Source organism: Aquimixticola soesokkakensis, from assembly GCF_900172375.1.
In the GTDB taxonomy this organism is placed as follows: domain Bacteria; phylum Pseudomonadota; class Alphaproteobacteria; order Rhodobacterales; family Rhodobacteraceae; genus Aquimixticola; species Aquimixticola soesokkakensis.
The window spans coordinates 46,235-72,326 of sequence record NZ_FWFS01000006.1 but is presented as its reverse complement, the minus strand read 5'-3'; the positions used below and the strand labels follow the sequence as shown (position 1 = coordinate 72,326).

At 62.6% G+C, this 26,092-nt stretch carries 23 protein-coding genes and 4 tRNA genes; 12 read left to right on the top strand and 15 right to left on the bottom strand.

Going from position 1 to position 26,092, the window contains the following annotated elements:
* Positions 1-113: 113 nt before the first annotated feature.
* Positions 114-1,517 (top strand): dipeptidase, encoded by a 1,404-nt coding sequence (locus AQS8620_RS08805; RefSeq protein WP_085836495.1) that lies wholly within the window; start codon positions 114-116, stop codon positions 1,515-1,517.
* A gap of 186 nt (positions 1,518-1,703) precedes the next feature.
* Here the strand turns inward: AQS8620_RS08805 and AQS8620_RS08800 are convergent.
* From AQS8620_RS08800 to AQS8620_RS08755, 10 genes are all read right to left on the bottom strand, one after another.
* A tRNA-Asp gene (locus AQS8620_RS08800) sits at positions 1,704-1,780 on the bottom strand.
* A 37-nt stretch (positions 1,781-1,817) separates the two neighbouring features.
* A tRNA-Asp gene (locus AQS8620_RS08795) sits at positions 1,818-1,894 on the bottom strand.
* A gap of 154 nt (positions 1,895-2,048) precedes the next feature.
* A complete protein-coding gene (locus AQS8620_RS08790) occupies positions 2,049-2,885 on the bottom strand; it encodes a DUF6635 family protein (RefSeq protein ID WP_085836494.1) in 837 nt (278 codons plus the stop codon).
* A gap of 123 nt (positions 2,886-3,008) precedes the next feature.
* Positions 3,009-3,084: transfer RNA gene (locus AQS8620_RS08785), tRNA-Val, on the bottom strand.
* A 77-nt stretch (positions 3,085-3,161) separates the two neighbouring features.
* Positions 3,162-3,788 carry a histidine phosphatase family protein gene (locus tag AQS8620_RS08780; RefSeq protein WP_085836493.1) on the bottom strand — a complete coding sequence of 209 codons (627 nt, stop codon included), beginning with the start codon at positions 3,786-3,788 and terminating at the stop codon, positions 3,162-3,164.
* 87 nt (positions 3,789-3,875) lie between these two features.
* Positions 3,876-4,499: a histidine phosphatase family protein gene (locus AQS8620_RS08775; protein WP_143267486.1), complete on the bottom strand. Its 624-nt coding sequence runs from the start codon at positions 4,497-4,499 to the stop codon at positions 3,876-3,878.
* Between the two features lie 116 nt (positions 4,500-4,615).
* A tRNA-Val gene (locus AQS8620_RS08770) sits at positions 4,616-4,690 on the bottom strand.
* A 15-nt stretch (positions 4,691-4,705) separates the two neighbouring features.
* Complete coding sequence (locus AQS8620_RS17075; protein WP_159453223.1) at positions 4,706-5,017, bottom strand: HU family DNA-binding protein; 312 nt, start codon at positions 5,015-5,017, stop codon at positions 4,706-4,708.
* Between the two features lie 460 nt (positions 5,018-5,477).
* A complete protein-coding gene (gene lon, locus AQS8620_RS08760; RefSeq protein ID WP_085836631.1) occupies positions 5,478-7,886 on the bottom strand; it encodes an endopeptidase La in 2,409 nt (802 codons plus the stop codon).
* 362 nt (positions 7,887-8,248) lie between these two features.
* A complete protein-coding gene (locus AQS8620_RS08755; RefSeq protein ID WP_085836491.1) occupies positions 8,249-9,316 on the bottom strand; it encodes an alkene reductase in 1,068 nt (355 codons plus the stop codon).
* A gap of 447 nt (positions 9,317-9,763) precedes the next feature.
* Between AQS8620_RS08755 and AQS8620_RS17070 the strand changes: the two genes are divergently transcribed.
* Together AQS8620_RS17070 and AQS8620_RS08750 are read left to right on the top strand one after the other, a co-directional pair.
* Complete coding sequence (locus AQS8620_RS17070; protein ID WP_159453222.1) at positions 9,764-9,922, top strand: hypothetical protein; 159 nt, start codon at positions 9,764-9,766, stop codon at positions 9,920-9,922.
* A gap of 67 nt (positions 9,923-9,989) precedes the next feature.
* Positions 9,990-12,311, top strand: coding sequence for a glycosyltransferase family 2 protein (locus AQS8620_RS08750; RefSeq protein ID WP_085836490.1), 2,322 nt, complete (start codon positions 9,990-9,992; stop codon positions 12,309-12,311).
* Here the strand turns inward: AQS8620_RS08750 and tgt are convergent.
* Complete coding sequence (tgt, locus tag AQS8620_RS08745) at positions 12,308-13,450, bottom strand: tRNA guanosine(34) transglycosylase Tgt (protein WP_085836489.1); 1,143 nt, start codon at positions 13,448-13,450, stop codon at positions 12,308-12,310. The genes AQS8620_RS08750 and tgt overlap by 4 nt on opposite strands.
* 287 nt (positions 13,451-13,737) lie before the next feature.
* Here tgt and rimK point away from each other — a divergent pair, with 287 nt between their 5' ends.
* On the top strand, positions 13,738-15,150 hold the full coding sequence (rimK, locus tag AQS8620_RS08740; protein ID WP_085836488.1) for a 30S ribosomal protein S6--L-glutamate ligase: 1,413 nt from the start codon (positions 13,738-13,740) through the stop codon (positions 15,148-15,150).
* Positions 15,151-15,159: 9 nt separating this feature from the next.
* Here the strand turns inward: rimK and AQS8620_RS08735 are convergent, their stop codons facing one another.
* Both AQS8620_RS08735 and AQS8620_RS08730 read right to left on the bottom strand, forming a co-directional pair.
* Positions 15,160-16,083 carry an HNH endonuclease gene (locus AQS8620_RS08735; RefSeq protein WP_085836487.1) on the bottom strand — a complete coding sequence of 308 codons (924 nt, stop codon included), beginning with the start codon at positions 16,081-16,083 and terminating at the stop codon, positions 15,160-15,162.
* A gap of 97 nt (positions 16,084-16,180) precedes the next feature.
* Entirely contained in the window at positions 16,181-17,569 is a 1,389-nt protein-coding gene (locus tag AQS8620_RS08730) for a nucleobase:cation symporter-2 family protein (protein ID WP_085836486.1), read from the bottom strand.
* Positions 17,570-17,891: 322 nt separating this feature from the next.
* On the opposite strand from AQS8620_RS08730, the gene AQS8620_RS08725 reads away from it, so the two are divergent.
* The 5 genes from AQS8620_RS08725 to tpiA all read left to right on the top strand — a co-directional run bounded on the left by AQS8620_RS08725 (position 17,892) and on the right by tpiA (position 21,224).
* Positions 17,892-18,266 carry an SUF system Fe-S cluster assembly protein gene (locus AQS8620_RS08725; RefSeq protein ID WP_085836630.1) on the top strand — a complete coding sequence of 125 codons (375 nt, stop codon included), beginning with the start codon at positions 17,892-17,894 and terminating at the stop codon, positions 18,264-18,266.
* A gap of 176 nt (positions 18,267-18,442) precedes the next feature.
* Positions 18,443-19,129 carry a hypothetical protein gene (locus tag AQS8620_RS08720; RefSeq protein ID WP_085836485.1) on the top strand — a complete coding sequence of 229 codons (687 nt, stop codon included), beginning with the start codon at positions 18,443-18,445 and terminating at the stop codon, positions 19,127-19,129.
* Positions 19,122-19,865, top strand: coding sequence for a DUF3307 domain-containing protein (locus AQS8620_RS08715; RefSeq protein ID WP_085836484.1), 744 nt, complete (start codon positions 19,122-19,124; stop codon positions 19,863-19,865). Before AQS8620_RS08720 ends, AQS8620_RS08715 begins: the two co-directional genes overlap by 8 nt.
* A 23-nt stretch (positions 19,866-19,888) precedes the next feature.
* Positions 19,889-20,263, top strand: coding sequence for a HesB/IscA family protein (locus AQS8620_RS08710; protein ID WP_085836483.1), 375 nt, complete (start codon positions 19,889-19,891; stop codon positions 20,261-20,263).
* Between the two features lie 211 nt (positions 20,264-20,474).
* Positions 20,475-21,224, top strand: a complete 750-nt coding sequence (gene tpiA / locus AQS8620_RS08705; protein WP_085836482.1) for a triose-phosphate isomerase — start codon at positions 20,475-20,477, stop codon at positions 21,222-21,224.
* Positions 21,225-21,277: 53 nt separating this feature from the next.
* On the opposite strand, the gene AQS8620_RS08700 is transcribed toward tpiA, so the two are convergent.
* On the bottom strand, positions 21,278-22,435 hold the full coding sequence (locus AQS8620_RS08700; protein ID WP_085836481.1) for an FAD-dependent oxidoreductase: 1,158 nt from the start codon (positions 22,433-22,435) through the stop codon (positions 21,278-21,280).
* A 275-nt stretch (positions 22,436-22,710) separates the two neighbouring features.
* Positions 22,711-23,133, bottom strand: coding sequence for an RNA polymerase-binding protein DksA (dksA, locus tag AQS8620_RS08695; RefSeq protein ID WP_085836480.1), 423 nt, complete (start codon positions 23,131-23,133; stop codon positions 22,711-22,713).
* Positions 23,134-23,346: 213 nt separating this feature from the next.
* Between dksA and AQS8620_RS08690 the strand changes: the two genes are divergently transcribed.
* From AQS8620_RS08690 to AQS8620_RS08680, 3 genes are read left to right on the top strand one after another with little or no spacing between them, the layout of a single operon-like run.
* Positions 23,347-24,198: an AAA family ATPase gene (locus AQS8620_RS08690; RefSeq protein WP_085836479.1), complete on the top strand. Its 852-nt coding sequence runs from the start codon at positions 23,347-23,349 to the stop codon at positions 24,196-24,198.
* Positions 24,195-24,671 carry a GNAT family N-acetyltransferase gene (locus AQS8620_RS08685; RefSeq protein WP_085836478.1) on the top strand — a complete coding sequence of 159 codons (477 nt, stop codon included), beginning with the start codon at positions 24,195-24,197 and terminating at the stop codon, positions 24,669-24,671. Before AQS8620_RS08690 ends, AQS8620_RS08685 begins: the two co-directional genes overlap by 4 nt.
* A complete protein-coding gene (locus tag AQS8620_RS08680; RefSeq protein ID WP_085836477.1) occupies positions 24,668-26,062 on the top strand; it encodes a DUF2927 domain-containing protein in 1,395 nt (464 codons plus the stop codon). Before AQS8620_RS08685 ends, AQS8620_RS08680 begins: the two co-directional genes overlap by 4 nt.
* Positions 26,063-26,092 lie beyond the last annotated feature (30 nt).

Genomic DNA, 26,092 nt, shown 5'->3' with positions numbered 1-26,092 from the left:
CAAATTCAGGTTAAGATAATGATCTAAATCAACCTGCGCCGCTGGACACTGCGCCTCTCAGGAATAAGGTCTGCACAACCTCAAATGCATCCCGACGAAAGTACACCTCTGCGATGACCTCTTCCAGCAATGACCGCCTTTCCCCTGTTCTGACCCGCATCGACGCCGGCCTCGACGCCACGCTCGACCGCCTGATGGGCTTTTTGCGCATTCCGTCGATTTCCACCGATCCGGCCTATAAATCCGATTGCGACCGCGCTGCCGACTGGTTGGTAAGCGAGCTGCAAAGCCTTGGCGTCACAGCAGAAAAACGTCCCACCCCGGGGCATCCGATGGTGGTGGGGCACGCAGGGCCCGACAGCGCGAACGCGCCGCATCTGTTGTTTTACGGCCATTACGATGTCCAGCCCGTCGATCCGCTGAACCTGTGGAGCAGCGATCCCTTCGATCCCAAAGTCGAAACCCGCGCGGGCGTGAAAATGATCTGCGGGCGCGGCTCCTCGGACGACAAGGGCCAGTTGATGACCTTTGTCGAAGCCTGCCGCGCCTGGGTGGCCGAACATGGCAGCCTGCCCTGCCGCGTCACATTTTTCTTTGAAGGCGAGGAAGAAAGCGGCTCTCCCTCGCTTATTCCGTTCATGAAAGAGAACGCCGCCGAGCTGACCGCAGATGTCGCATTGATCTGTGACACCTCGATGGTCGCCCCCGGCGTCCCCTCGATCGCCAGCCAGCTGCGCGGGATGCTGAAGGATGAATTCACCCTGAAGGGGCCCAAGATGGATCTGCATTCGGGTCATTACGGCGGCCCTGCCCTGAACCCGCTGCGCGAGATTTCCAAAATCATCGCAAGTTTTCACGATGATCAGGGCCGCGTCGCCGTTGAGGGCTTTTATGACGGCGTCCATGAGGTCCCCGAGGACATCAAGCGCCAATGGGAAGGCTGCGGGTTCAACGAGGCCGAATATCTGGGCCTTGCGGGGATGAGCAAGCCCCATGGCGAGGCAGGCTATAGCGCGCTTGAACAGCAATGGGCGCGCCCCACGCTGGAAATCAACGGGCTTTGGGGCGGTTACAACGGTGTGGGGTCCAAAACCGTGATCCCCGCCGAGGCGCATTGCAAAATCACCTGCCGCCTTGTCGGCGATATGGACCCGCAGGACCTGCAAAAGAAACTGCGCGCCCATGTCGAGGCACGCTGCCCGCAGGACGCTGAAATTGTCTGGGACAACACCCCCGAAGGCTCCCCTGCAGCGGTGATGAACACCAACCGCCCCGAATTCGAGCAGGCCCGCAAGGCGCTCACCGACGAGTGGGACCGTGAAGCGGTGTTTTCGGGCATGGGCGGATCGATTCCCATCGCGGGTTTTTTCACCAGCGTTCTGGGCATGGATTCGATGTTGATCGGCTTTGCCAATGACGATGACCGCATCCATTCGCCCAACGAGAAATACAACCTCGAGAGCTTTCACAAAGGCATGCGCAGCTGGGCGCGGATTCTGGATGCCCTGAGCAAGTAGCCCCGGCGCACCCTGTCCTATCGCAGGGCCCTGACGCGGGGCCCTATCGCGGGCGAAGGCGGTCTGTACAATCGGCCCCGCCTTTGCCCGAAGGGCGGCTGCGTTGGCTCGGGCTGCGACAGGGTATTTAAATCCGAAAGAAGACAAACAAAAAGCGCCGCTCCACTGGAGGGCGCTTTTCGTAAGTGGCGCGGTTGACGGGGCTCGAACCCGCGACCCCCGGCGTGACAGGCCGGTACTCTAACCAACTGAGCTACAACCGCGCATTTACGGTCGAGGGCGTTTTTACAAAGGGTAGCATGGCGCGGTTGACGGGGCTCGAACCCGCGACCCCCGGCGTGACAGGCCGGTACTCTAACCAACTGAGCTACAACCGCTCGCTACCTTTGCAAGGTCACCCTCGCATCGTGTGGGGCGTTCTAGGGTCTCGGCGCGTGGGCGTCAAGCGGTTCTGAATGGCTTTTCGCATTGCCCGTCATATTTTTTTCGCACCCGCTTGCGAAAATCGCGCAAACCTCTGAAAAAATTAATTTATCCGCCGCGCAAGAAGCGCAGGAGGGTCAAGCCCATGTCGGCCAGATCCCCCGAGCGCGCCAGCAAGAGTTCCGGCGCGGCGAAACCCTTGTCCTTTTCGCGCGCCAGTGCGTTCAGCAGGCGGCGCAAGCGGGCCTGGTGCCAGCCCAATTTGCGCTGGAGCGGATCGGTCAGCAGTCCGATGAAGGTCGACAGCAAGGCGAGCAGGGCTGCGAGCAGAAAAAAGCTGGTGAGGATGAGTTGCAGGTCGGGCTTGGGCGGGAACCACGTGTACCACAGACCGCCAAGCGCGCCGCCCAGCGGAAAGGTTGCAATCGCTGTCGCATTGGCGATCACGGCGGCCACGGCCGGTGCCAGCGAGGTCACGCCGGGGGTGATGGCGTGAAAAGCTGCAGCCCCTGCCCCCGTTACCCCGAGCGTCACGGTGAATTCTCCGGTCGCCGCGCGCGTTCCGGCGTAGGTTTCCAGCGCATTGGCATCGGGCGTGAGGCCCAGCGGTTCGAGCAGGTCGCGCGCAAGGCGGCGGTCCAATTCGGCGTTGAGGGCGGTTTGCAACAAGACCGGGCGCGCAAGAAGCCAGTGGGAGGCGCGGCGCAGGCGCAGCTTGAGCAGGCCCCAGCCGAGCACGCGTTGCAGCAGGAACAGCGGCGACAGTACCACATTTGCCGGAGCGCGCAGCAAGTCCCAGCCGATGGCATGGCGATGAAGGCCAAGCGATCCGCGCAGGGAAAAGGTTTTGTCAACGAAATCTGTGACCGCCTGCTCGATGGTCTGCGCATCCGCAACAGCGTCAACGGGCCGCGCGCAGTCAGCGGGGTTTTTAGGGGGCAACATGGGCGGTCTCCGACAGGGATATACCCTAGATGGGAGAGCGCAGGTCCACGATCAAGTGCGATGACGCGCCGCTGGCAGCAGGGGCGATGTCTGTGAGGGGGAGGATGTGTGAAGCGGGGAGGATGGTGGGTCGTGAGAGGCTCGAACTCCCGACATCTTCGGTGTAAACGAAGCGCTCTACCAACTGAGCTAACGACCCGCTGGGCGCTCCTTTAGCGCGAAGAGATCGGGGGGCGCAAGAGGGATTTCAAGAATTTTCGCGCGATCCCCGAGGGGCTATGTGACGCTGCCCTGAATCAGGCGTTCACGGCCAGCGATGATTTCGACCACGCAGCCCTGGTGGTGAGCGAGGCGGGCCATCCCGGCGCGGCTCAAGCCGCAGGCCAAGCCTCGCAGAACCGCAGAAATCACACCGTGCGAGACGATCACGGCGGGCTGTTGGAGCGCGGCAAGGAAGTCTTTGCAGCGGGCCTTTGTGGCCTCGAACCCCTCGCCCTCGGGCGCCGAGAGAAACAGATCGAACATCGCGCTTTCGCTGGCGGACGGGCGCACGCGCGCCCCTGCAAGCGCGGGCAGCCCTTCGGCGAGGACCTCGGCGCGCAAGCGCCCCTCCCACGGGCCCACGCTGACCTCGGCGATGCGCGGATCAAGGCGGACCTTTCGCCCTGCGAGCGCAATCTGCGCGGTGGTGGCAGCGCGCCCCAGCGGACTGGAAAAACATGCAATATCCGCATGTTGCGCAAGGATCGGGGCCAGTAGATCGCGTTGGGCGGCAGCCTGCGCACGCCCGAGATCGGTCAAGGCGCTGTCTTTGCGCCCCTGCATCCGCCCCTCGACGTTCCAACGGGTCTGGCCGTGGCGCAGAATGTAGAGCGGGGGCAAATCAGGCAAGGGGTCTGGCATCGGGTCTCGTGTCACTTGGGTCGGCGCACTCTGGGGCAGTTTCGCGCGGGGGGCAAATCGTTTTCAGGTGCCGGGTCAGGGGCTGGGTCAGGGGCAATCGGGCGGCGTCAGACGCCGCTGTACGCCCTGCGACAGGTGATAGACCACGCCCTGCTCTGCGGTGCGCGGGCTTGGGGCCTCCCCGCGCATCAAAGCGGTCCGCAACAGCAACCCCGTCAACCCGTGGGTCACGACAATCGCAGGCCGGGACTGGTCGGCAAGAAAGCTGTGCAGACGGGCCCTTACGGCGCTGAGCGGTTCCCCGTCGGGAATGGCGCCATACCAGTCAAACAGGTTCGCCAATGCCGCCTCGCGCGGCCAGCGCGCCGCGATTTGCGTCAGGGTCAACCCCGTCCAGGCCCCCATCGCGATTTCCGACAGGCGCGGGTCCGTGGACACAGGCAGCCCAAGGCGCGTTGCAACGATCTGAGCGGTGGCGAGCGCACGGCCCTGAGGCGAGGAAATCACCGACAGAGCGCCCTCTTGGGCGGCCAGACGATTGGCCAGACGATCGCCCAGACGATTGGCCAGACAGTCGGCCATGGCGCGGGCCTGAGCGCGGCCGCGCGCGGTCAGGGCACTGTCAAGCGCGCCCTGCATACGCCCTGCGACATTCCATTCGGTCTCGCCGTGGCGCAATACGTAAAACTCGGGGACCTCCACGATGATCACGCCTCCTCAAGGTGAAAATAGCCACGGCACCAAAGGAGTGCAAAGCCCGATTGCACCGCGGCCCGCCCTAACGAAAAAGCGCGCCAGACGAGCTGACGCGCTTTTGGAAATGAGGATGGTGGGTGATAAGAGATTTGAACTCCTGACATCTTCGATGTGAACGAAGCGCTCTACCACTGAGCTAATCACCCGCCGTGGCGCGGCTTTTAGCTGGCCTCGACGGTCTCTGCAACCCCTTCAGCCGCTTTTTTCGCAGCTTGTTTTTCCTTGCGCTCAACGCGCTGTTTTTCCAAGGCTTCGGCGGAAGGCTGGCGCACTTTGGTCACATAGACCTTGCCATCCTCGACCTCTTTGGACTTGTTCACGGACACACGGCCCAGCGGCGGCAGGACAAGTTTGTCACCGCGTGCCAGGGCTTCACCGAGCTCTTGCAGCACAGCATCAACGATGGGCTTTACAACAGCTTGGCGCGCACCGGTGCTCGCCACGATTTTCTCAAGAAGTTCTTTTTTGCGCATAATTGTCACAACACTCGTTTCAGGCGCCACCCAGGGCGCGGGTTGAGTTTCTGTCGCTACAGTCTTGGGCTTGGTGGAGGCGCTCGCCGGTTTTGCGGTCTTCGCGCGTGACGCAGCAGCACTCGTTCGGGTCGGTGTTGCCGCAGATTTGCGCGTGCTTGTCGAGGAACGGGATGTTGCCATGTCTCTGCTCGGCCTTTTGATTGTTTCGATGTCTTGAGTTTAAGCGCAAAGCGGCGCGTACAAAAGCGACGTTTCGGTGAATTGCAACAATTGCACGCATTTTTCCGCGACCCCACGCAAGAACGCTGATTTTAAGCACGTTTTGCGCGCGACTGAGACGGGAGCGCGGTCTTTTGATCACAGAGCGCGCGCGAAAAGCAAAAGGCGCGCCCGAGGGAGGGCGCGCCTGATTGTTTCGTATCACGCATCAATGCGGCGACCGCGTTGTCGCTGCGGCTTAATGGGTGATCGAGGCGGATTCCGATCCGCGCGCGCTAAGCTGCGCAAGACGGTTGGCCGCTTCGGCCTCCTCGTCCCATTCGATGGCCTCGGGCTGACGGATCAGCGCGTATTTGAGCACCTCGGAGACATGAGTGACGGGGATGAGTTCCAGCCCCTCTTTCACGTTGTCGGGGATCTCGGCGAGATCCTTGACGTTCTCCTCGGGGATGAGGACGGTCTTGATCCCGCCCCGCAGCGCCGCGAGAAGTTTCTCCTTCAGACCGCCGATCGGCATCGCATTGCCGCGCAAGGACACTTCGCCCGTCATCGCGATATCTTTGCGCACGGGGATCTGCGTCAGCACCGACACGATCGACGTGACCATGGCCAGACCGGCACTCGGGCCGTCCTTGGGCGTGGCCCCGTCGGGGACGTGAACGTGGATGTCGATCGTATCGAACACCGGCGGTTTCACCCCGATCTGCGGCGCAATCGAGCGCACATAGGACGAGGCCGCGTCGATGGATTCCTTCATCACATCGCCCAGTTTACCGGTGGTTTTCATCCGGCCCTTGCCCGGCAGGCGCAGCGCCTCGATGTGCAGCAGGTCACCGCCCACAGAGGTATAGGCCAGCCCTGTGACAACCCCGATCTGGTCATTGGCTTCGGCCAGACCGTGACGGTATTTCTTCACCCCGAGGAATTCCTCGAGATTGTCGGGCGTCACGTCGACGTGCTCGGTTTCCTTCATCACGATCTTGGTCACCGCCTTGCGAGCGGTTTTGGCCAATTCGCGCTCAAGATTACGCACGCCCGCCTCGCGGGTGTAGTAGCGGATGGTATCCATCAACCCGTCATCGGTGATCGAGAATTCCTTGGCGCGCAGCCCGTGGTTCTTGATCTGCTTGGGCACGAGGTGCTGCTTGGCGATTTCGCGCTTTTCGTCCTCGGTGTAGCCCGACAGCGGGATGATTTCCATCCGGTCCAACAGCGGCCCGGGCATGTTGTAGCTGTTCGAGGTGGTCAGGAACATCACGTCCGAGAGGTCATATTCCACCTCGAGGTAGTGATCGACAAAGGTCGAGTTCTGTTCGGGATCGAGCACCTCAAGCATGGCCGATGCGGGATCGCCACGGAAATCCTGACCCATCTTGTCGATCTCGTCGAGCAGGATGAGCGGATTGGTGGTTTTCGCCTTTTTCAGCGCCTGAATGATCTTGCCGGGCATGGAGCCGATATAGGTCCGGCGGTGGCCGCGGATTTCGGATTCGTCGCGCACGCCGCCCAGCGAGATGCGGATGAATTCGCGCCCCGTGGCCTTGGCAACCGATTTACCCAAGCTGGTTTTGCCGACCCCCGGAGGCCCGACAAGGCACATGATCGGGCCTTTGAGCTTTTTGGAGCGTTGCTGCACCGCAAGATATTCGACGATGCGTTCTTTGACTTTTTCCAGACCGTAGTGGTCGCCGTCCAGCACTGCCTGCGCCTTGGGCAGGTCTTTTTTCACGCGGGATTTAACGCCCCACGGGATCGACAGCATCCAGTCCAGATAGTTGCGCACCACCGTGGCCTCGGCCGACATGGGCGACATGGATTTGAGTTTCTTGATCTCGGCGTCGGCCTTTTCACGGGCCTCTTTGGACAGTTTGGTCTCGGCCACGCGCGCTTCGAGTTCGGCGATTTCATTCGCGCCCTCTTCGCCGTCGCCCAGTTCCTTCTGGATCGCCTTCATCTGTTCGTTGAGGTAATATTCGCGCTGCGTCTTTTCCATCTGGGATTTGACGCGGGTCTTGATTTTCTTTTCGACCTGCAGCACGGACATTTCGCCCTGCATCAGACCGTAAACGGCCTCAAGCCGCTCATCGACCGCGAGCATTTCCAGCATTTTCTGCTTTTGCGCGACATCCACGCCAAGGTGGCCCGCCACAAGATCGGCGAGTTTCGCCGGCTCGCGGGTATCGCCCACGGCCGCCATCGCTTCCTCGGGGATGTTTTTCTTGATCTTGGCGTAGCGTTCGAATTCCTCGCCCACCGAGCGCAAAAGCGCCTCGACGGCATCGGCATCGCCGGGCAATTCGGTCAGCGCGGCGACTTCGGCCTCGAAATATGTCGCATTGTCCAGAAACTGGGTGATGCGCACGCGCGAGCGGCCTTCGACCAGCACTTTCACAGTGCCATCGGGCAGCTTCAACAGTTGCAACACATTGGCCAGCACACCAACGCGGTAGATGCCATCGGCATCGGGTTCGTCCACACTCGGGTCGATCTGGGCCGACAGCAAGATCTGCTTGTCATGCGCCATGACCTCTTCCAGGGCCTTCACCGATTTTTCCCGCCCGACAAAGAGCGGCACGATCATATGGGGGAACACCACAATGTCGCGCAAAGGAAGCACCGGATAGGAAGACATGGTTTGCTCGTGCATGTTGTTATCCTTCTTTGGCAAGAAGACGGGGGGCCCGACCATCGGCGCCCCTGTGCCTTCTCCGTCTCGGTTTCAACATGTGGGGGGTGTCTCCCCCCTTTACAACCAAGACAGGTCTTTGGGTTTGGGCACAGACTGCCCGCTTGCTTGCGCACAGTCTGCCCGTGTGCAGGCCTCGGGGCAATCCCCGATTTTGCCCACATTGTTCACGAATTTCTGCAAAATGCCGTTCTTTAGCGGTCATAAGCTTGGCTTGGGACCGAATTTGCGCGCTTTGCGCCGTTTATGCATTTTGCGAATACCGCGCGCTATGTGTTTGAGGACACATAAGGAGCGCGCGGTCGGCCGCCGTCAAAGCCGGTTCACAGTGTCGGGTAATCGGTATAGCCCTGCGCCCCGCCCCCATACAGTGTATCGGCGTCCATGTCGTTCAGCGGCGCATTTTTTTCCAGCCGCGCCACCAGATCGGGGTTGGCGATAAAGGGGCGTCCGAAGGCCACGATATCGACTGAGCCGTCATCGACACGCGCCGTGGCCAGGTCCCGATCATAGCCGTTATTGCCCATATAGGTGCCCGTCCAGGATTTGCGCAATGTGTCAAAGGCCCCGTCACGCGGGCCGCCCGTCGCGCCCTCGACCATATGCAAATACGACAGACCATAGGTGTTCAGCCGCTCGACAACGGGGGTAAAGGTCGCCAAGGGATCGCTGTCTGTGGCGTCATTGGCGGGGGAGAACGGCGACAGGCGGATGCCGATATAGCCCGCGTCCCATTCCGCCGTGACCGCATCCATCACCTCGAACAACAGGCGTGCGCGGTTTTCAACGGAGCCGCCATAGGCGTCCGTGCGTTTGTTGACGCCGTCTTTGAGGAACTGATCCAGAAGATAGCCGTTGGCGGCGTGAATCTCGACCCCGTCAAATCCGGCAGCGCGCGCGCATTTCACCGCATGAACGTAATCGGCCACGATGCGCGGCATCTCGTCGATGTCCAGAGCGCGCGGCACCGATGTGTCTTCGAACCCGTTTTGGGTAAAGGTCTTGCCCTTGGCGGCAATCGCGGAAGGCGCAACAGGCGCTTGGCCGTTGGGCTGGATAGAGGTGTGCGAAATCCGCCCCACATGCCAGAGCTGGATGACGATCTTGCCGCCCTTGGCATGGACCGCATCGGTCACTTTTTTCCACGCGGCAACATGTTCGTCGGTATAGATGCCCGGCGCCATGATATACCCCTTGCCCTCGGGCGAAATCTGCGTGGCCTCGGTGATGATCAGCCCGGCGCTGGCGCGCTGTTCGTAATATTCAACCTGCAAGTCGCCCACGAGGTCGGTTGCATCATCCGCACGGTTGCGCGTCAGCGGGGCCATGGCGATGCGGTTGGCCAGCGCGATCTTGCCAGCGGTCACGGGGGTGAAAAGTGTCTCGGTCATCTAAAAACTCCAGTTCTGAACCGCTGCATCGGCAGCGATGAAAGCGTCGAGCGACAGATAAGCCTGCCCGCTTCGCAAAGAAGAGCGCCAAACGCACAGGCGACTGTGCGTGCCTATGCCTCTTGACACAGGCACACTGCAGGCGCGCGCAGCCCAGCCCTGCCTGCCCCGCTTTGCCTGCCCCGCTTTGCCCGCCCCGCTATGACTGCCTCAATTTTGTGAGCGCAGGTGCAAAAGCCGCCCGCGCAGCTGCCGTATGGTTAACAGATCGTTGACCCGCGAAAGCATCGTTCGTATTCTGGCGGGGTGACACAGTCGGGACGAGCCTGCGCAGCGCGTGAATACGCACTAATCAGGCGAATATGCAGGCAGGCGTTTACGCTGTGCAGGCATCGGCGTTGCGACAGGCGTCATCTGGACACGGGCGCAGGCGTAAAGGGTAAAGCGATGTTGTTTCTTTTGGCACTTTTGGGCGGTGGATTGCTGGCGCTGGATATTTCGGCGCAGCCTTTGGGCGACGATGAGGACGCCGCAGACGCACCGCAGACCGAGACGCTTCTTGACCAAGAGGCGCATGAAACAGAGTTGCAGATGATCAGCCTGTGATCCCCGCGTCCCCAGCCGCCGCGCTGGTGCCAAAGAGGTGCCCCCTCCGGCGGGGCCGTAAGCCGCAATGACGCTTCTGACGATTATCATTCCCTTTTACAACGAGACCGCCTTTCTGCGCTGTGCGCTGCAATCCATCGCCGCGCAGCGCTTGAGCAACGTCGAAATTCTGGTGATCAACGACAACCCCGCGTCTTTCGGGCCTGCCGATCTTGCGCCGCTGTGCGAAGGCGTTGCAGTGCGCATCCTCCACCATACCCACAACCGCGGCCTCTCGGCGGCGCGCAACACGGGGCTGGACGCGGCAAGCGGCGTCTGGATCGGGTTTCTCGATGCCGACGACTACTACACGACCACCGGCCTCTTCGAGCACCTCGCCTTCGCCCAGCGCAGCGACAGCGACATGGTGCACGCGATGAGCTACATCAGCCATCGCGGCAGCGCCGCCACCAGCCTTCTTGCGCGCGACCGGCTGCTGCACAGCACCCCCTCCCAGACAGCGGGGCTGATCGACGGCCCTCAGGCACAGTTCATCGTCTCCAGCTGGTCCAGCCTGTACAAACGCGCCTTTCTCACGCGCGAGGGCCTGCGCTTTGACGAGGCCCAAACGCGGTTCGAAGACCGCCTCTTCGTGCTGGATTGCGTGATGCATGCGCGCTCGATTGCCTATTTCGGGCACCCCGTTCGGGTGTGGCGGCGGCGGGCAGGGTCGATTTCCGTCACCCCGCCTGCGGGCGATACCCATCTGTTGCAGGTCCAGTTGCTGGAAAAATGTCTGGGCCGTATCCGCGCTGCGGTGGCGCGCGGAACGCTTGCGCCGATCTTCGAGAAACGCGAGCTGTTCGTCACCGTTTCGCGCCTGATCTGGGACATGGAAATCCTCGACAGTCTCGCCCGGCATCAGGAACCGGCGCTCAACGCCGCCACGCCTGACGACCCCCAGGCGACGCTCTATCGCGCGCTGGGCGCGCGCGTTCAGTCGCTTCTGGGCAGTGGCAGTTTCGGGCACGAGATATTCGACGATCCCCAGATCGCGCTGGTCAGCCGCGTCGGCCAGCCAAGCCGTCGCGGCCTCATTCGCCGCACCACGTTTTTCGACCTGCACCGCCTGTTGCGCAACGGAGATTTTCGCGCCGCCCAGGCGCTGATCGCGGCGCAGCGCGCAAAGCCCCCCGCCACGGCCCGCCCTGCGCGCGCCCGCGAAGGTCGCGCGGGCAGACCCCGTATCACCCTACATCTGGGCCAGCATAAAACCGGCTCGACCAATATCCAGCACCATCTGCTTGCCCACCGCGACCGGCTGCTGGCACAGGGGATTCTGGTGCCCCTCAGCGGCCTTGCACAAGAACAGACCTTCAACATCCGCCGCGGTGGCTTTTCAGGGCATCAGGAACTTCTGGCAGCACTGGCGCGTGACGGCGCGCCCGAGGTCTGGGATGCGCTGGCGCATGAAATTCGCGCCCACGCCCCCCGCCATGTTGTGATTTCCTGCGAGAACATGCTCATGCCGATGGGCGAAACGCGCGACGATGTCATCCCGCGCCTTGTCGCCGCGCTTGGCCAGCACGGGGATGTCTCCTGTATCGCCGTGCTGCGCGACCCCAGCGCCTATGTCGAAAGTCTCTATCGCGAACGGGTGAGCAACGGCACGCGGACAGGCAACCGTTCGCTGGCGGAATTCATCGTCGATCAAAGCGCCAATCTTCTGGATCTGCCCGCGCAATTCGCGCCTTTCGAGGCCGCCACCGGCACGAAGCTGCGCTTTGGCAGTTTCGAGGACATGCGCGCAACCGGAAGCCTCTGGCAGGGGTTTTGCAAGCTCGCCGGTCTGGGCGAGCACCCGACGCTGGACCTGCCGATCTATCCCTCTCCCGATCGCGAAACGATTGAAATCCTGCGCATCCTGAGCCTCTCCTCCCCATCGGCGCAACTGCGACAGGAGGTCTTGCGCGGGTTCTTTTCGCTCACGCCGCCCCCCGCGTCCCCCCAAAGCGCCCTCTCGCCCGAGGCGCGGCTGGCCCTGCTCGCGCAGTGGGAAAGCCTCTCGGCGGATTTTGCCGCCGCGCGTGGCTACCGCTTCGATCTTGCAAAGAAACGCGCCGCCCTCGCCGCCGAGGACTGGCAACCGCTGACGGCCCTGCGCCCCGAATTGATTGCCAACCTGATCCAAAGCCTCACGCTGGTACCGCAGGGTCCAGACCGCCAGAGTGTGCGCAGGTCCAGCCCCGCTCTCCCCTCGCGCCCGGATCCCGCCAAGGACCCCCGCATCCCCGCGGCCCCCGAGTGGCGGATCGTCCTGCGCCCCAAACCTTGGGTGTTGCGCCTGTCGCGCCGTGCCCGTCGTCTGCGTACCGGACGTCTGCGCCGCGCGCGCTCCAGCGCCCCCTAGAGCCGCTCGATATCGCCGCTGGCAAACTCGATCTGGAACGCCGCTTCCCATGTGTCAAACGTGCCGGACGCAATGGCTGCACGCATGCCCGCCATCAGCTCCTGAAAATAATGCAGGTTGTGCCAGGTCAGCAGCATCCCCCCGATCATCTCCTTGGCGCGAAAGACGTGGTGCAAATAGGCGCGCGAATACTTCGCACAACACGGGCAGGTGCAATCAGCGTCCAACGGTCGCGGATCGTCCTGATGGCGCGCATTGCGCAGGTTGACCTGCCCGCGCCGCGTCCAGCCCTGCGCCGTGCGCCCCGAGCGCGACGGCAGCACGCAATCCATCATGTCGATGCCGCGCTTTACCGCGCCGACAATATCATCGGGCTTACCCACCCCCATCAGATAGCGCGGCTTTTGCACGGGCAACATGTCGGGCGCATAGTCCAGCACGCCAAACATCGCCTCCTGCCCCTCGCCCACCGCCAAACCGCCAACCGCATAGCCGTCAAATTCGATCGCCCGCAACGCCTCGGCACTTTGCGCGCGCAAATCCTGCGTCACACCGCCTTGCTGGATCCCGAACAGCGCATGCCCCGGACGATCCCCGAACGCATCGCGCGACCGCTGCGCCCAGCGCATCGACAACTGCATGGATTTGGCCACTTCGGCCTCGGTGGCAGGCAGTGCCGGACATTCGTCAAACGCCATCACGATGTCCGACCCAAGCAGCTTTTGGATCTCCATCGAACGCTCCGGGCTGAGCATATGCTTGGACCCATCCACATGGGAGGCAAAGCGCACGCCCTCCTCGCTCAGCTTGCGCAACCCCGCCAGAGACATCACCTGAAACCCGCCACTATCCGTGAGGATCGGCTTGTCCCAATTCATGAATTTATGCAAACCGCCAAGGGCCGCGATCCGCTCGGCGGTCGGGCGCAACATCAAATGATAGGTATTGCCAAGCAGGATATCCGCACCGGTCGCCGCGACGCTTTCGGGCATCATCGCCTTGACGGTCGCCGCCGTCCCCACAGGCATGAAAGCCGGTGTGCGGATTTCGCCGCGCGGGGTGGAAATACGCCCCGAACGGGCTTTGCCGTCCGTGGCCTCGAGGGAAAAGGAGAATCGTTGTGTCTGGCTCTGTGTCATGCTCCCCTGATAGCCGAGGCCGCGTGCCTGCGCCAGAAGCAGCCACGCCCCTCTCTTGCGCAGCCGCCGGCTTCTTTCGGATAAAAATACCCGCTGCGCCACACCACCACGGGCACAGGGCTTCCCCGCGGCGCGGCTTGCCTGTCACGCGGCTTGCCTGTCACGCAGCTCGCCTGTCATACGGGCGTCATCCCCCCTTGCCATAGGTCGCACGGCGTGAGACCTGCGGCACTTCGCGCTCCCTTCGCGCGCCGAATCCACCCGCGCCAAATTTGAACGAGGCCCCCATGTCCGACACCACTTTTCCTGCTGCGCCCTTTACCCTTGGTTGGGAAGAATGGGCGGCCCTGCCCGCCTTGGGTCTGCCCGCGCTGAAGGTCAAAGTGGACACGGGCGCGCGGACCTCTGCACTGCATGCCTTTGACATCGAACCCTTCGGTCCCGCCGAAAGCCCCAAGGTGCGCTTTTCGATCCATCCGGTCCCCAACCGCAACGACATCGTCATCTCTTGCTCTGCGGATGTGGTGGACCGGCGCGAAGTGACCTCGTCGAACGGCGAAACCGAACTGCGCTATGTCATCACCACCCAGATCGAAATGGGCGAGCGGCGCTGGCCGATCGAAGTGACGCTGACAGATCGCGGCACGATGCAATACCGGATGCTTTTGGGCCGTCAGGCGCTGGACGAACATATGGTCGTCAGCCCCACAGACAGTTTTTGCCAGCCGGAACTGGATTACGACACCTATTATTCGCGCGAGATCCGCGAAGCCGTGCCCCCGCGCGCGCTGCGCATCGCCGTGCTGTCGCGCGAACGTGACACCTATTCCACCTCGCGGCTGGTCTCCGAGGGCGAGGCGCGCGGCCATGTCGTCGAAGTGATCGACACCACGCGCTGCTATATGGCGATCAACGCGCTCTCGCCGGAAATTTACTACGACGGCGAACGCCTGCCGCGCTATGACGCTGTGATTCCGCGCATCGGCGCCTCCATCACCTCCTACGGCACCGCCGTGATCCGCCAGTTTGAAACCATCGGCACCTTTTGCCTCAACAGTTCCGAAGGCATCACCGCCAGCCGCGACAAGCTGCGCGCCCATCAGGTGCTGGCGCGCTATCGCATCGGCATGCCCACCACGGCTTTCGCCAATTCCCCCAAAGACACCGACAACCTGATCGCGCTCGTCGGCCATGCGCCGATCATCGTCAAACTTCTCGAAAGCACCCAAGGCAAGGGCGTGGTTCTGGCCGAAACCAAAAAGGCCGCCCAATCGGTGATTTCCGCCTTTCGCGGGCTGAAGGCCAACTTTCTGGTCCAGCATTTCGTCAAAGAGGCCGGCGGCGAGGACATCCGCTGTCTGGTGGTCGGCGGCAAGGTCATCGCGGCGATCAAACGCACGGCCGCTGCGGGGGATTTCCGCTCGAACCTGCATCTGGGCGGCTCTGCCGAAGTGGTGAAAATTTCCAAAGAGGAACGCGACACCGCCATCCGCGCGGCCAAGGCGTTCAACCTGCAAATGGCAGGCGTTGACCTTTTGCGCTCGAACGAGGGGCCCAAAGTGCTGGAAGTGAATTCCTCCCCGGGTCTGGAAGGCGTCGAAACCACCACAAAGAAAAACGTCGCCGGACTGCTCTACGAAGAAATCGAACGCCGCGTGCGCCCCGTGCCCGCCAAGAAAACCCGCAGCAAAAAGGCGTGAGGCGGGGCCCTAGCCCCAATTCAGCGGCTCATCCCCGATGACCTGACCGAACACGTTTTCGCGGTGCCAGCGCAGGTTGGCCGGATGCGGCGCAGAGCGGGGATCGGCTGGCTTTACCAGCTTGCCATCGGGGCGCAAAAGACGGCTGACGACATCGCTTGGCACCTTGTTTTGCGACACAAGAATTGTCTCACAGTCCTGGGCGACCGAAATCAAGCCGCGATCAAACATCCAATGCAGCGTGCCCGACAGCGCCAAGCCGTTGCGCACCGCATCGCTGCCGCCATGTTCAACGGGGCGGATATGGGCGGTCTGAACCTCGGGTCGGCCACCGCCATTGCGCAGCTGCAACCCCGACATCGCGCAGCGAAAATCATAGGCCTCGCGGACCTTCCGCCGAAATGCGACATCGCGATACGCGCGGCGGGTCAATCGCTCGATAACAGGGCGTTCAAAGAGAACGGGCGCGTCATGCAATTCAGGCTGGACAGGATCGTACCGAATAGCCTCCTGGCGCTCTAGGTCCTGGGGCAGCCCCCAATTGACGATCCGCGCAAAGTCAGCCTCGGGCAAGCGGCGAACCGCAGATTGCACAAGGCCGCCCTTTTTCGGCATGCCGGAGGGGTCGATCAAAGCCGTCTCAAGCGGCACGCCCTCGCTGAGGCGCGGCACCTCGACATCGAAGGATAAATAGCTGTCAGCCTCGATCAGCGCGAGGTAGCGGCCCGCTTGGTCGGGTTTCTCGATAACACGGGAAATCTTGGCGACGGCGAAATAGCCGCGCGGTCCGGCTTTCACCGGCTCGTAATAGACGATCCAGTCACCGACGGCTTGCGTGATCGCTTTCAGGTATTGTTTTGGAAAATCATACGCAACATCCAGCTCATCCTCGTAGAGGGACTCCGCTTTGTGCATAAGAACCAGTTTTACCATACCCCGTAAGAACGCCTAAATATTTCAAAAATCAAGAGCTCTCATCTCAAGGAGGGCCCTCCTGCTCTGCGGACGGCCCTCCTTTCGCGGCGCGTTTTTACTCTGCGGGCGCCGAGCTCACGGCGGCGTTTTTGGTCACCCCTTGCGGCAGCACGAGCGACAGGATGATCGCCGTCAGCCCCGCAAGCGTGATCGGGGTGGCGACGACCTGTTTGAGAAAGGTCGGCAGGTGCTGGGTTGCATCCGGCACCAGCGTGACGCCCAGCGACAGGCCAAAGCTCACGGCCATGATGTAGACGCGGCGCTGGTCGATGGGTTGGCTGGCGAGGATGCGGATACCGGCCACCGCGATTGTGCCAAACAGCACCAATGTCGCCCCGCCCAGAACCGGTTTGGGGATCAGCAGGAACAGCGCGCCGATCACCGGAAAGAACCCGATCAGCGCCAGAAAACCGCCCGCCCACAGCCCGACATGGCGCGAGGCCACGCCGGTCATCTGGATCACCCCGTTGTTCTGGCTGAAGGTGGTGTTGGGAAAGGTGTTGAACAGCGCGGCAATGCCCGAATTGATGCCATCGCCCAGCACCCCGCCTTTGATGCGGCTCAGATACAGGGGGCCTTCGACGGGTTCGCCGGAAATCACCGAATTCGCCGTCAGATCGCCGGAGGTTTCAATCGCCGTCACGAGGTACAGAAAGGCGATGGGCAGGAACAGCCCGAGATTGAAATCAAGCCCGAATTTCAACGGCATCGGCAGGGCAAAGAGCGCGGCAGAGGACAGGGGCGCCAGCGACACCATGCCCAAAAGGGCGGCAATGATCGTGCCCACAACGAGGCCGATCATGATGGCTGAAATGCGCAGCATCGGGTTGCCGTGGAAGGTCGCGGTCAGGATCACTGCCACCACGATAGTGCCAAGGATCAGGTTGACCGGAAGCCCGAGGCTCTCGCCCGCCGCCGCGCCACCGGCAAAATCGGTGAACCCCGATTTCACAAGGCTCAGGCCGATAACGGTGATCACGATGCCCGTCACCGTCGGGTTGATGATACGCCCCAGTTTGTCGATGAATTGCGACAGCACGATTTCGACCAGACAGCCCGCAAGGCAGAGGCCGAAAATCATCGCCAGAATGTCTTCGGGGGTGCCCCCTTGGCCTTTGACCGCAAATCCGGCGGCCAGCACCGCGCCCAGAAAGGCAAAGGATGTCCCCTGCAAGGATAACAGGCCCGAGCCAACAGGCCCGAAGCGGCGGCACTGGATGAAGGTGGCCACGCCGGAGACGAAAAACGCCATCGCGATGAGATAGGGCACATGCGCGCCAAGCCCCAGCGCCCCGCCGATGATCAGCGTCGGAGTGGCAATCCCAACGATGGAGGCCAGCACATGCTGGATCGCTGCAAGGGCGGCTTTGGGCGGCGGCGGCACGTCGTCAAGGCGGTAGACCAGTTGAGAGCTCGTGGGTTGGGGGCTGGCTGTGTCGGACATCGGGAACCTCGCGTCGGTGGTTTGCGTCAGGAGCAGGTCAGGAGCAGTCGGGCCGCAACGCAGGCGCTCCGCCTGCCCGTTCAGCCTGCCCGTTCAGCCTGCATCCTCAGCCTGCGCGCCGCTGCGGGGCGGCGAAAGCCGCCTTGCGCGGGGAACAACCGGTATTTGCATCATCGGGCGGGCAAAGCGGTCAAATCATGCCCATTTTCTGAAACCTTGCTTAAATTCCCGGCAAAGAAAGGAGCGGCCGCGCGGACGGAGTGGCCCTAGACCTCGGGGCGACAAAACCCTATATGATTAGTCGGAAATGCACGAGGATATCATGAGCGAAGACGCCACTCCCGTTGAAGGGCCCGTCGAGGGCACACCGCTGATCAAACCGTCAAGCACCGACAACCCGCTGCACGAAGCGATTGTCGAGGCCTGCCGCACCGTCTACGACCCTGAAATTCCGGTCAATATTTTTGATCTTGGCCTGGTGTACACGATCGAAATCTCCCCCGAGAGCGAGGTGCGCGTGATCATGACGCTCACCGCGCCGGGCTGTCCGGTCGCCGGCGAGATGCCCGGCTGGGTGTCGGATGCGGTCGAGGCCGTTCCCGGCGTCAAACAGGTGGATGTCGAACTGACGTGGAACCCGCCGTGGGGCATGGACATGATGTCCGACGAAGCCCGCCTTGAGCTGGGCTTTATGTAGCGCAGCGGCGAGACAGCGATGACAGGCGCGCCCTTCGGGGCGCGTTTTTGTTTGGCGCGCGCGTTTTGTGCGGCAAGGCCGTGCGCAGGGCCAAACAAGCAACCCCAAAAGGGTGCGTATCGCCAAACGCATCCTAAAAAGGTTGCAAATGGTCAAAAGCATCCTATTATGGATGCATGAAAGCCCCTCTTTCCCAAACCATCGCCGTCCTGACCGGCGACCTCGTCCAGTCAAGCACCCTGTCGCCAAGCGCCCTTGAAGAAGCATTTGACGCGTTGCAGCGCTGCGCCGCGCTGCAAGAAAGCTGGGTGGGCGACAGCCTGCGCTTTACGCGTCATCGCGGCGACGGCTGGCAGGTCGCCCTGCCCACGCCGCAATTTGCCCTGCGCGCGGCTTTGGCCTTTCGCGCCCATCTGCGCGCGCTGGGCGACACCAACGGCGCGCCAATCGACAGCTATATCGGGATCGCAACCGGCCCTGCGCTGGGCGATCTGGGCAGCGATCCGGGCCGCGATCTGAACGGGCGGTCGGATATGGTGTTTGTCGTCTCGGGGCGGGCACTCGACCGGATCAAATCCGACAAGGACGCCACCAAAGGCCCACCCGCGTATTTGCGCCTTGCCAGCCCGCAGCCAAGTCTGCGCGCGGTGACGATCCTTGTGGATTATATGTCGCGCGGCTGGACCCCTGCGCAGGCCGAGGTCTGCGCGCGGATGCTGGCCCCCGCGCCACCCAGCTATACCGATCTGGCAAAAGCGGTTGGCAAATCGCGCCAAGCCGTCACAAAGTCGCTGACGGCGGCGGGGTGGTTCGAACTGGCCGCCGCCTTGGCCCTGGTCGAGGAGGAAATGGACAATGTTTGACACGCTTGCGGTCCTGCTTTTGGCGCATGTTCTGGCGGATTACGTGTTTCAAAGCGGCGCAATGGTGGCGCGAAAACACCATCCCCGCGTCCTACTGGGCCATGCGCTGATCGTCTGGCTCTGTGCGGTAGCGTTGATCGGGACATTGGACGCGTGGCAACTGGCGGCGCTGGCGGGTGCGCATCTCGCCATCGACGTGATCAAGGTCTACGCCGCCACCCATCGGCAAGCGGGCGAGACGGCGGGACTGTATCTGGCGGACCAACTGGCGCATCTGGTCACGCTGGCCGCTGTGGCGGGGTTTGCGCCCGACCTGTTTGCCAGCGGGGTCTGGGCGGATCTGCCCTGGATGCCACGGGCCTGTCTCTTGCTGGCGGGGGCGATTTACACCACCCGTGCGGGCGGGTTTGCCGTGGGTCAGTTGATGGCCCCTTTTGGCGCGGGACGCCCCGAGGCCAGCCTGCCACGCGGCGGCGTGATGATCGGGCTGTTGGAGCGCGGGCTGATCTACCTAATGTTTCTCGCCGGACACCCCGCTGGCATCGGCTTTTTGATCGCGGCCAAATCCATCCTGCGCTTTGAGAGCGGATCGAAAGACAGCGCCACGGCGGAATATGTGATTATCGGCACGCTGGCGTCTTTTGGCTGGGCCATCGCGGTGTCCCTTGGCATTTGGGCCATTCACAATGGGATGATTGGTGCGCCCCTCCTTGAGATCATGGGCACAAGCGACTAGATTGGGGTCAAAGGAGACCTGCCATGTTCGCTATTCCCGGAAAACAGGCCGTGACCATTTCGCCTGCCGCCGCCCGCCAGATCGCCCGCCTGATGTCCAAGGACAACAGCGAAGGCCTGCGCATCGGCATCAAGAAAGGTGGCTGCGCCGGCATGGAATACACGATGGAATATGTAAACGAAATCAACAGCCTAGATGAGGTTGTTGAACAGGATGGTGCGCGCGTGATGATCGCCCCCATGGCGCAGATGTTCCTTTTCGGCACGGAAATCGACTATGAAACCTCGTTGCTGGAAAGCGGGTTCAAGTTCCGCAATCCCAATGTGGTCGAGGCCTGCGGATGTGGCGAGTCGATCAAATTTGCCGATCTGGAACCCCCTTCGGCGGGCGCAGCCTAACCCTTTGCGCCCTGCACAGGCGGCGACCGATTGCGCCGGTGTGATATGCGGGCGTGATTTGCCCCGCATTATTTCGCCGCAATCGGGCCCGCGCGGCTCAGGCCTGCGCGTTTTGCGCTTTTCCTCAGACGCTCGCGTGCTACTCCTTTGACCAGATTTTCTGTCAAAGCTCATTTGACGGAAGTGACTGTCAAACGCAGGGGAGTTGAGGATGGCTGAGCGCCGCATGTTGATCGCCGGAAACTGGAAAATGAACGGGCTTGCGTCCCAGATCGCGGAGGCCGAGGCCGTCGCGGACACATGGCGCGCGCCCAAATCCGAAGTGCTGATCTGCCCGCCTGCGACCCTCGTCGGGGCCTTGGCCTCGGCATTGGGGGGCAGCGCCGTGGCCGTGGGCGGTCAGGATTGCCACGCCGAACCCTCCGGCGCGCATACGGGCGATATTTCGGCGCAGATGCTCAAGGATTCAGGCGCGCGTTTCTGCCTGACCGGCCATTCGGAACGCCGCACCGATCACGGCGAAAGCGATGCGGATGTGCAGGCGAAATCGCATGCGGCGCAAGCTGCGGGGCTGATCGCAGTGATCTGCATCGGCGAAACGCTTGACGAGCGCGAGGGCGAAAAGACGCTCGACGTTATCCGCGCGCAACTCGCAGGCTCTGTCCCCGACACGGCCACCGCCGCCAACACCGTCATCGCCTATGAACCGGTTTGGGCCATCGGCACCGGCCTTGTGCCGACCATCGCGCAAATCAGCGAGGCCCATGATTTCATGCGCGCCGAACTGGTTGCCCGCTTTGGCGCGCAGGCAAACGACATGCGCCTGTTGTATGGCGGTTCGGTGAAACCGGCCAATGCGGCCGAAATTTTTGCGGTTGAAAACGTCGATGGCGCGCTGGTGGGCGGGGCCTCCCTGAAGGCTGCCGATTTCAACGGGATCATCGCCGCAGCCGAAGGCTGAGCACGCCCGCGCCTTCGCACCGCGCCAAAGGCGGCCCCGATCGCGGGACCGCCTCAGGCGGTGGGGTCGAAATTATACAGCCAGTCAAAGCGCTCGACCACGGCCTTGGGCGCGAACCGCCCTGCGCCGCGCAACAGGGTATGGGCAAGCTGGCGCTTGGGGCCGCTGAGGTGATAGTTGCGCGCATTGGCATTGGCGGCCTCGATCACACGGATGACACGCGGGCGGCGCTCGGCCTCGTAAAAGGCAAGCGCCTCATCCATGGGCAGCGCCGCAAGCCGCGTGGCCAGCGACCAGCCATCCTCAAGCGCCATCACCGCCCCCTGCGCCAGAAACGGCAGCGTCGGATGCGCCGCATCCCCCAATAGGGCAAAGCGCGGACCGACCCAGTGGCGCGCGACCGGATGGCGAAACAGCCCCCAGCGATGGACACGCGCGACGCGCGCCAAAAGCCCCTGCACCTCGGGCGCAAAGCCGCCGAATGCCGCCCGCAGCACCGCCGGATCATCCTCGTGCGACCAGCTATCGGGGGTCCATTCGGCCTGTTCCTGCACCGCGACGATGTTGACCTGGGTGCCGTTGCGCAGCGGATAGGTCACCAGATGCCGCCCCGCCCCCATGTACAGCCGCGCTTCCGCCGGTTCGCCACCGATCGCGGGCACCACGGCGCGCCAGGCGGTTTGACCGGTGAAGAACGGCGTGCTGGATTTGTTGAGCATCGGGCGCAGGTCGGAATGCAGACCATCGGCCCCGATCGCAAGCGCATGGCGCGCCGTGGTGCCATCTGCGAAATGCAGCGTCACGGCCAGATCATCCGACGTATAGGCCGTCACCTTATTGCCCGTCACGATGCGCACGCCCACGCCGCGCGCGCCCTCGGCCAAAAGATCCAACAGATCGGCGCGATGCATGAGCAGAAAATCCTGCCCCGGCAAATGGCGTGCAAAATCGAGGTTGATCACCCCGCGCGCCGAGCGCCCGTCGATCAGGCGCACACCCTGCGAGCGGACCGCGCGCGCGCGCGCATCCAGCCCCAGCGCGTCCAGAACCCGCACCCCGTTGGGCGAAATTTGCAGGCCTGCGCCCACTTCCCCCAACTCGGGCGCCTGTTCGTAAACGGTGACTTTCGCACCGCGCAACGCAAGCGCGCGCGCGCAGGCCAGCCCCGCAATACCCGCGCCGGAAATAGCGATATCGAGACCAAAGAGCATGGGCAGACCTTTCAGGGCCAAAGTCGGGCACCACAAATTCAGAAAGAATGACGGCGGTGGTCAAGTGCTCGCAGCAAAACAGCAGGGCACAAAAAAACACCGGTACACATGCACCGGTGTCTATCATACCTTTGGAACACTGGGAATGCTGCAATGCAGCAAAAACCCGATATTCGACAAGAGCGTGGCGTCACTTTGGCCAGCGCGCCAGAGCGCACGCCAAATAGTGCGTCGGATGCAGCCCCCGGCGCAGTCCCCGGGGCCAGTCGTCGCGGTCAGTCGTCGCGGTGCACTTTTTCGCGCCGCTCGTGGCGTTCCTGAGCCTCCAGCGACAGGGTCGCGATGGGGCGGGCATCCAGTCGCTTGAGCGAAATCGGCTCGCCGGTGTCTTCGCAATAGCCGTATTCGCCCTCTTCGATCCGGCGCAGGGCCGCGTCGATTTTGGTGACCAGTTTGCGTTGGCGGTCGCGCGTGCGCAATTCCAGCGCGCGGTCGGTTTCCTCCGACGCACGGTCGGCGACATCGGGAATGTTGCGGGTGCCATCTTGCAGACCTTCCAGCGTGTGCCGGCTTTCGTCTTGCAATTCTTCCTTCCAGTCGAGCAACTTACGGCGGAAATATTCGGTTTGACGGGCGTTCATGAACGGTTCGTCATCAGTGGGCCGGTAATTTTCCGGCAAAACGACTTCGGCTTCCATACTCTGCTCACCTTTTGCGACGCGGATGTCGAACGGGACATTAACGCCGCTGTTCTCTTCCAGTTATCCGAGGACCGGACCTGTCCGCCCCCCGACAATTGGCGCTCGTTTACTGCTTTTAGGCGAGGTTGTCACTACCCGAACACGTGCCCTTGTAGGTTTCCGACAGGCTGATAGATTTAGCGCGGTGATATGACAGGGTGCTGAAATTATATGCAATTTTCCTCAACTTCGAGCTATGTGGCGCCGCGCGACCTGACGGTTGCGGTGAACGCGGCCATAACGCTGGAGCGCCCCTTGCTGGTCAAAGGCGAGCCGGGCACCGGCAAGACAGAACTTGCGCGCCAGATCGCACAGGCGATGGGCATGGAGTTGATCGAATGGCAGGTCAAATCGACCACCCGCGCCCAGCAGGGTCTCTACGAATATGACGCGGTCAGCCGCCTGCGTGACAGCCAGTTGGGCGACCCCCGCGTCGAAGATGTAAGCCACTACATTCGCAAGGGAAAACTGTGGCAGGCCTTTGAGGCGCCCCAGCGTGTGGTGCTGCTCATCGACGAAATCGACAAGGCCGACATCGAATTTCCCAATGACCTTCTGGCCGAACTCGACCGGATGGAATTCCATGTCTACGAGACGGGCCAGACGGTGCGTGCGCGCCAGCGGCCCGTTATTCTCATCACCTCGAATAACGAAAAAGATCTGCCGGATGCGTTTTTGCGGCGCTGTTTTTTCCACTACATCCGCTTTCCCGATGCCGAGACCCTCGCAAGGATCGTCGCCGTTCACTTTCCCGACATCAAATCCGATCTGCTCGCCGCAGCCCTTGAGCAGTTCTTTGAAATCCGTGACACTGCGGGACTGAAGAAAAAGCCGTCCACGTCGGAAATGCTCGACTGGCTCAAACTGCTGTTGGCCGAGGACCTTGCGCCCGCCGACCTGAAACGCGACGCTGCGACTGCCCTGCCCAAACTGCACGGTGCGCTTTTGAAAAACGAACAGGATGTGGCGCTTTTCGAACGCCTCGCCTTTATGGCCCGTGGCCAAAGGAACAGCCCCCGATGAGCGACACACACGTCCAGCCGCCTCTGTCGCTGCGCCCGATCACCGCCCGCGACTGCGCCGTTTGGGAAGCGATGTGGGGGGACTATCTGGCGTTTTACAACACGTCCCTGCCCCCTGAAACCTACGCGGCCACCTTCGCCCGCCTCACCGACACAAGCGGCGTTGACCTGCATCGCGGGATCTTTGCCTGCGACGCGGATGGCACCCCCGTGGGGCTTGTCCACTATCTGTTTCACGTTCACGGCTGGACGCCCAAACAGGTGTGCTACCTGCAAGACCTCTGGGTCACGCCACAAGCGCGCGGCAAAGGTGCTGCGCGCGCCCTGATCCAAGCGGTTTATGACGCCGCTGACGCTGCCGATGCGCCGCAAGTCTACTGGATGACCACTAAGGACAACACGCAGGCCCGCCATCTCTATGACAAGGTTGCAACCCTGACCCCGTTCATAAAATACGCGCGGCCCACAACATGAGCAAACGCCACCTCCTGACCGGATTGGGCGCGGCCCTGTGGCTTGCCGCCTGCGGCACGACCGGCGAATTTGACGGCGATGTGGCCTCGTCGCCCCCCAACACCACCCGCGCAGCGGCCGCCCTGCCCGATCTGCCGCCGATGAAAGTGTTTCAGGCCCGCGCGCAAGCCCGCCCGACCCGAAGCAACGCAACGATTGCGCGCGACATTCTGGAACTGACCTTCAGCCTCGAGCGCGGCACCGCCCTGCCGGTTCTCACCCGTTTCGAGCATCCCGTGCGCGTGCGCGTCACCGGCGCGCGCATTCCGGCCTCGGTCGGCCCCGATCTGGACGGGTTGCTGCGCCGGTTGCGCGCCGAGGCGGGCATCGACATCACCCGCGTGGGACCGCGCGACGATGCCGACATCACGATCGAGATGATTTCGCACGCCGCCCTTGAGCGCCACGTCAGTCAGGCGGCCTGTTTTGTCGCGCCCAACGTATCGGGGTGGAAAGAATACCTTGCGACCCGCCGCTCGCAGACCGCGCAATGGACGGCGCTGACCGAACGCGGACGTCTGGGCATTTTCATTCCCGAAGATACCAGCCCGCAGGAAATCCGCGACTGCCTACATGAGGAACTGGCCCAGAGCCTTGGCCCCCTCAACGATCTCTACCGGCTGACGGATTCGGTGTTCAACGACGATAATTTCCACTCGGTTCTGACCGGGTTCGACATGCTGGTGCTCAAAACCATCTACGACCCTGCGCTGCGCTCGGGTATGAGCCGCGCGCAGGTGGCGGCCGCCCTGCCCGCCATTCTGGCACGTCTCAACCCCGCGGGCGGCAGCGCCCCCGTTGCGCCGCCAATGGCCACGCCCCCCAATTGGACCGAGGCAATCCAGACCGCGCTGTCCGCCACGAATGCGCAGTCGCGCAAATCCGCCGCCCGCCGCGCCGCCGCCATTGCGCGGGCCAACGGCTGGAGTGACGCCCGCGCGGGATTTTCGCTTTACGTGCTGGGGCGGATGACGATCGGCTCCGATCCCGACCTTGCGCTGACCTCTTTCTTGCAGGCCGACGCCCTGTTCGACCGCCTGCCCGACGCGCAGTTGCACCACGCCAAAGTCGCGATGCAGCTGGCCGCTTTCACCTTGACCGCGGGCCAGCCCCGTTCGGCACTGGATCTGGCGGACGGGGCCATTCCGGCGGCACGTCAGGCCGAAAACGGCGCGCTTTTGGCCTCGCTTTTGATGATCAAATCGGAGGCGCTGGCACTGCTGGGGCGCTCGACTGAGGCGCGCGCAGTCCAACTCGACAGTCTGGCGTGGGCACGCTATGGGTTTGGTTCGGATACGGAGGTGATCGAAAGCGCCGCCGAAATCCACAGGTTGGCGCATCTGTCGCGCTAACCCTTTTGAAACACAGGACAAAGGACGCCC

Coding starts and splice junctions, on each gene's coding strand:
- AQS8620_RS08805 (WP_085836495.1), top strand. CDS start 114: ATGACCTCTTCCAGCAATGACCGCCTTTCCCCTGTTCTGACCCGCATC.
- AQS8620_RS08790 (WP_085836494.1), bottom strand. CDS start 2,885: ATGTTGCCCCCTAAAAACCCCGCTGACTGCGCGCGGCCCGTTGACGCT.
- AQS8620_RS08780 (WP_085836493.1), bottom strand. CDS start 3,788: ATGCCAGACCCCTTGCCTGATTTGCCCCCGCTCTACATTCTGCGCCAC.
- AQS8620_RS17075 (WP_159453223.1), bottom strand. CDS start 5,017: ATGCGCAAAAAAGAACTTCTTGAGAAAATCGTGGCGAGCACCGGTGCG.
- lon (WP_085836631.1), bottom strand. CDS start 7,886: ATGCACGAGCAAACCATGTCTTCCTATCCGGTGCTTCCTTTGCGCGAC.
- AQS8620_RS08755 (WP_085836491.1), bottom strand. CDS start 9,316: ATGACCGAGACACTTTTCACCCCCGTGACCGCTGGCAAGATCGCGCTG.
- AQS8620_RS17070 (WP_159453222.1), top strand. CDS start 9,764: ATGTTGTTTCTTTTGGCACTTTTGGGCGGTGGATTGCTGGCGCTGGAT.
- AQS8620_RS08750 (WP_085836490.1), top strand. CDS start 9,990: ATGACGCTTCTGACGATTATCATTCCCTTTTACAACGAGACCGCCTTT.
- tgt (WP_085836489.1), bottom strand. CDS start 13,450: ATGACACAGAGCCAGACACAACGATTCTCCTTTTCCCTCGAGGCCACG.
- rimK (WP_085836488.1), top strand. CDS start 13,738: ATGTCCGACACCACTTTTCCTGCTGCGCCCTTTACCCTTGGTTGGGAA.
- AQS8620_RS08735 (WP_085836487.1), bottom strand. CDS start 16,083: ATGGTAAAACTGGTTCTTATGCACAAAGCGGAGTCCCTCTACGAGGAT.
- AQS8620_RS08730 (WP_085836486.1), bottom strand. CDS start 17,569: ATGTCCGACACAGCCAGCCCCCAACCCACGAGCTCTCAACTGGTCTAC.
- AQS8620_RS08725 (WP_085836630.1), top strand. CDS start 17,892: ATGAGCGAAGACGCCACTCCCGTTGAAGGGCCCGTCGAGGGCACACCG.
- AQS8620_RS08720 (WP_085836485.1), top strand. CDS start 18,443: ATGAAAGCCCCTCTTTCCCAAACCATCGCCGTCCTGACCGGCGACCTC.
- AQS8620_RS08715 (WP_085836484.1), top strand. CDS start 19,122: ATGTTTGACACGCTTGCGGTCCTGCTTTTGGCGCATGTTCTGGCGGAT.
- AQS8620_RS08710 (WP_085836483.1), top strand. CDS start 19,889: ATGTTCGCTATTCCCGGAAAACAGGCCGTGACCATTTCGCCTGCCGCC.
- tpiA (WP_085836482.1), top strand. CDS start 20,475: ATGGCTGAGCGCCGCATGTTGATCGCCGGAAACTGGAAAATGAACGGG.
- AQS8620_RS08700 (WP_085836481.1), bottom strand. CDS start 22,435: ATGCTCTTTGGTCTCGATATCGCTATTTCCGGCGCGGGTATTGCGGGG.
- dksA (WP_085836480.1), bottom strand. CDS start 23,133: ATGGAAGCCGAAGTCGTTTTGCCGGAAAATTACCGGCCCACTGATGAC.
- AQS8620_RS08690 (WP_085836479.1), top strand. CDS start 23,347: ATGCAATTTTCCTCAACTTCGAGCTATGTGGCGCCGCGCGACCTGACG.
- AQS8620_RS08685 (WP_085836478.1), top strand. CDS start 24,195: ATGAGCGACACACACGTCCAGCCGCCTCTGTCGCTGCGCCCGATCACC.
- AQS8620_RS08680 (WP_085836477.1), top strand. CDS start 24,668: ATGAGCAAACGCCACCTCCTGACCGGATTGGGCGCGGCCCTGTGGCTT.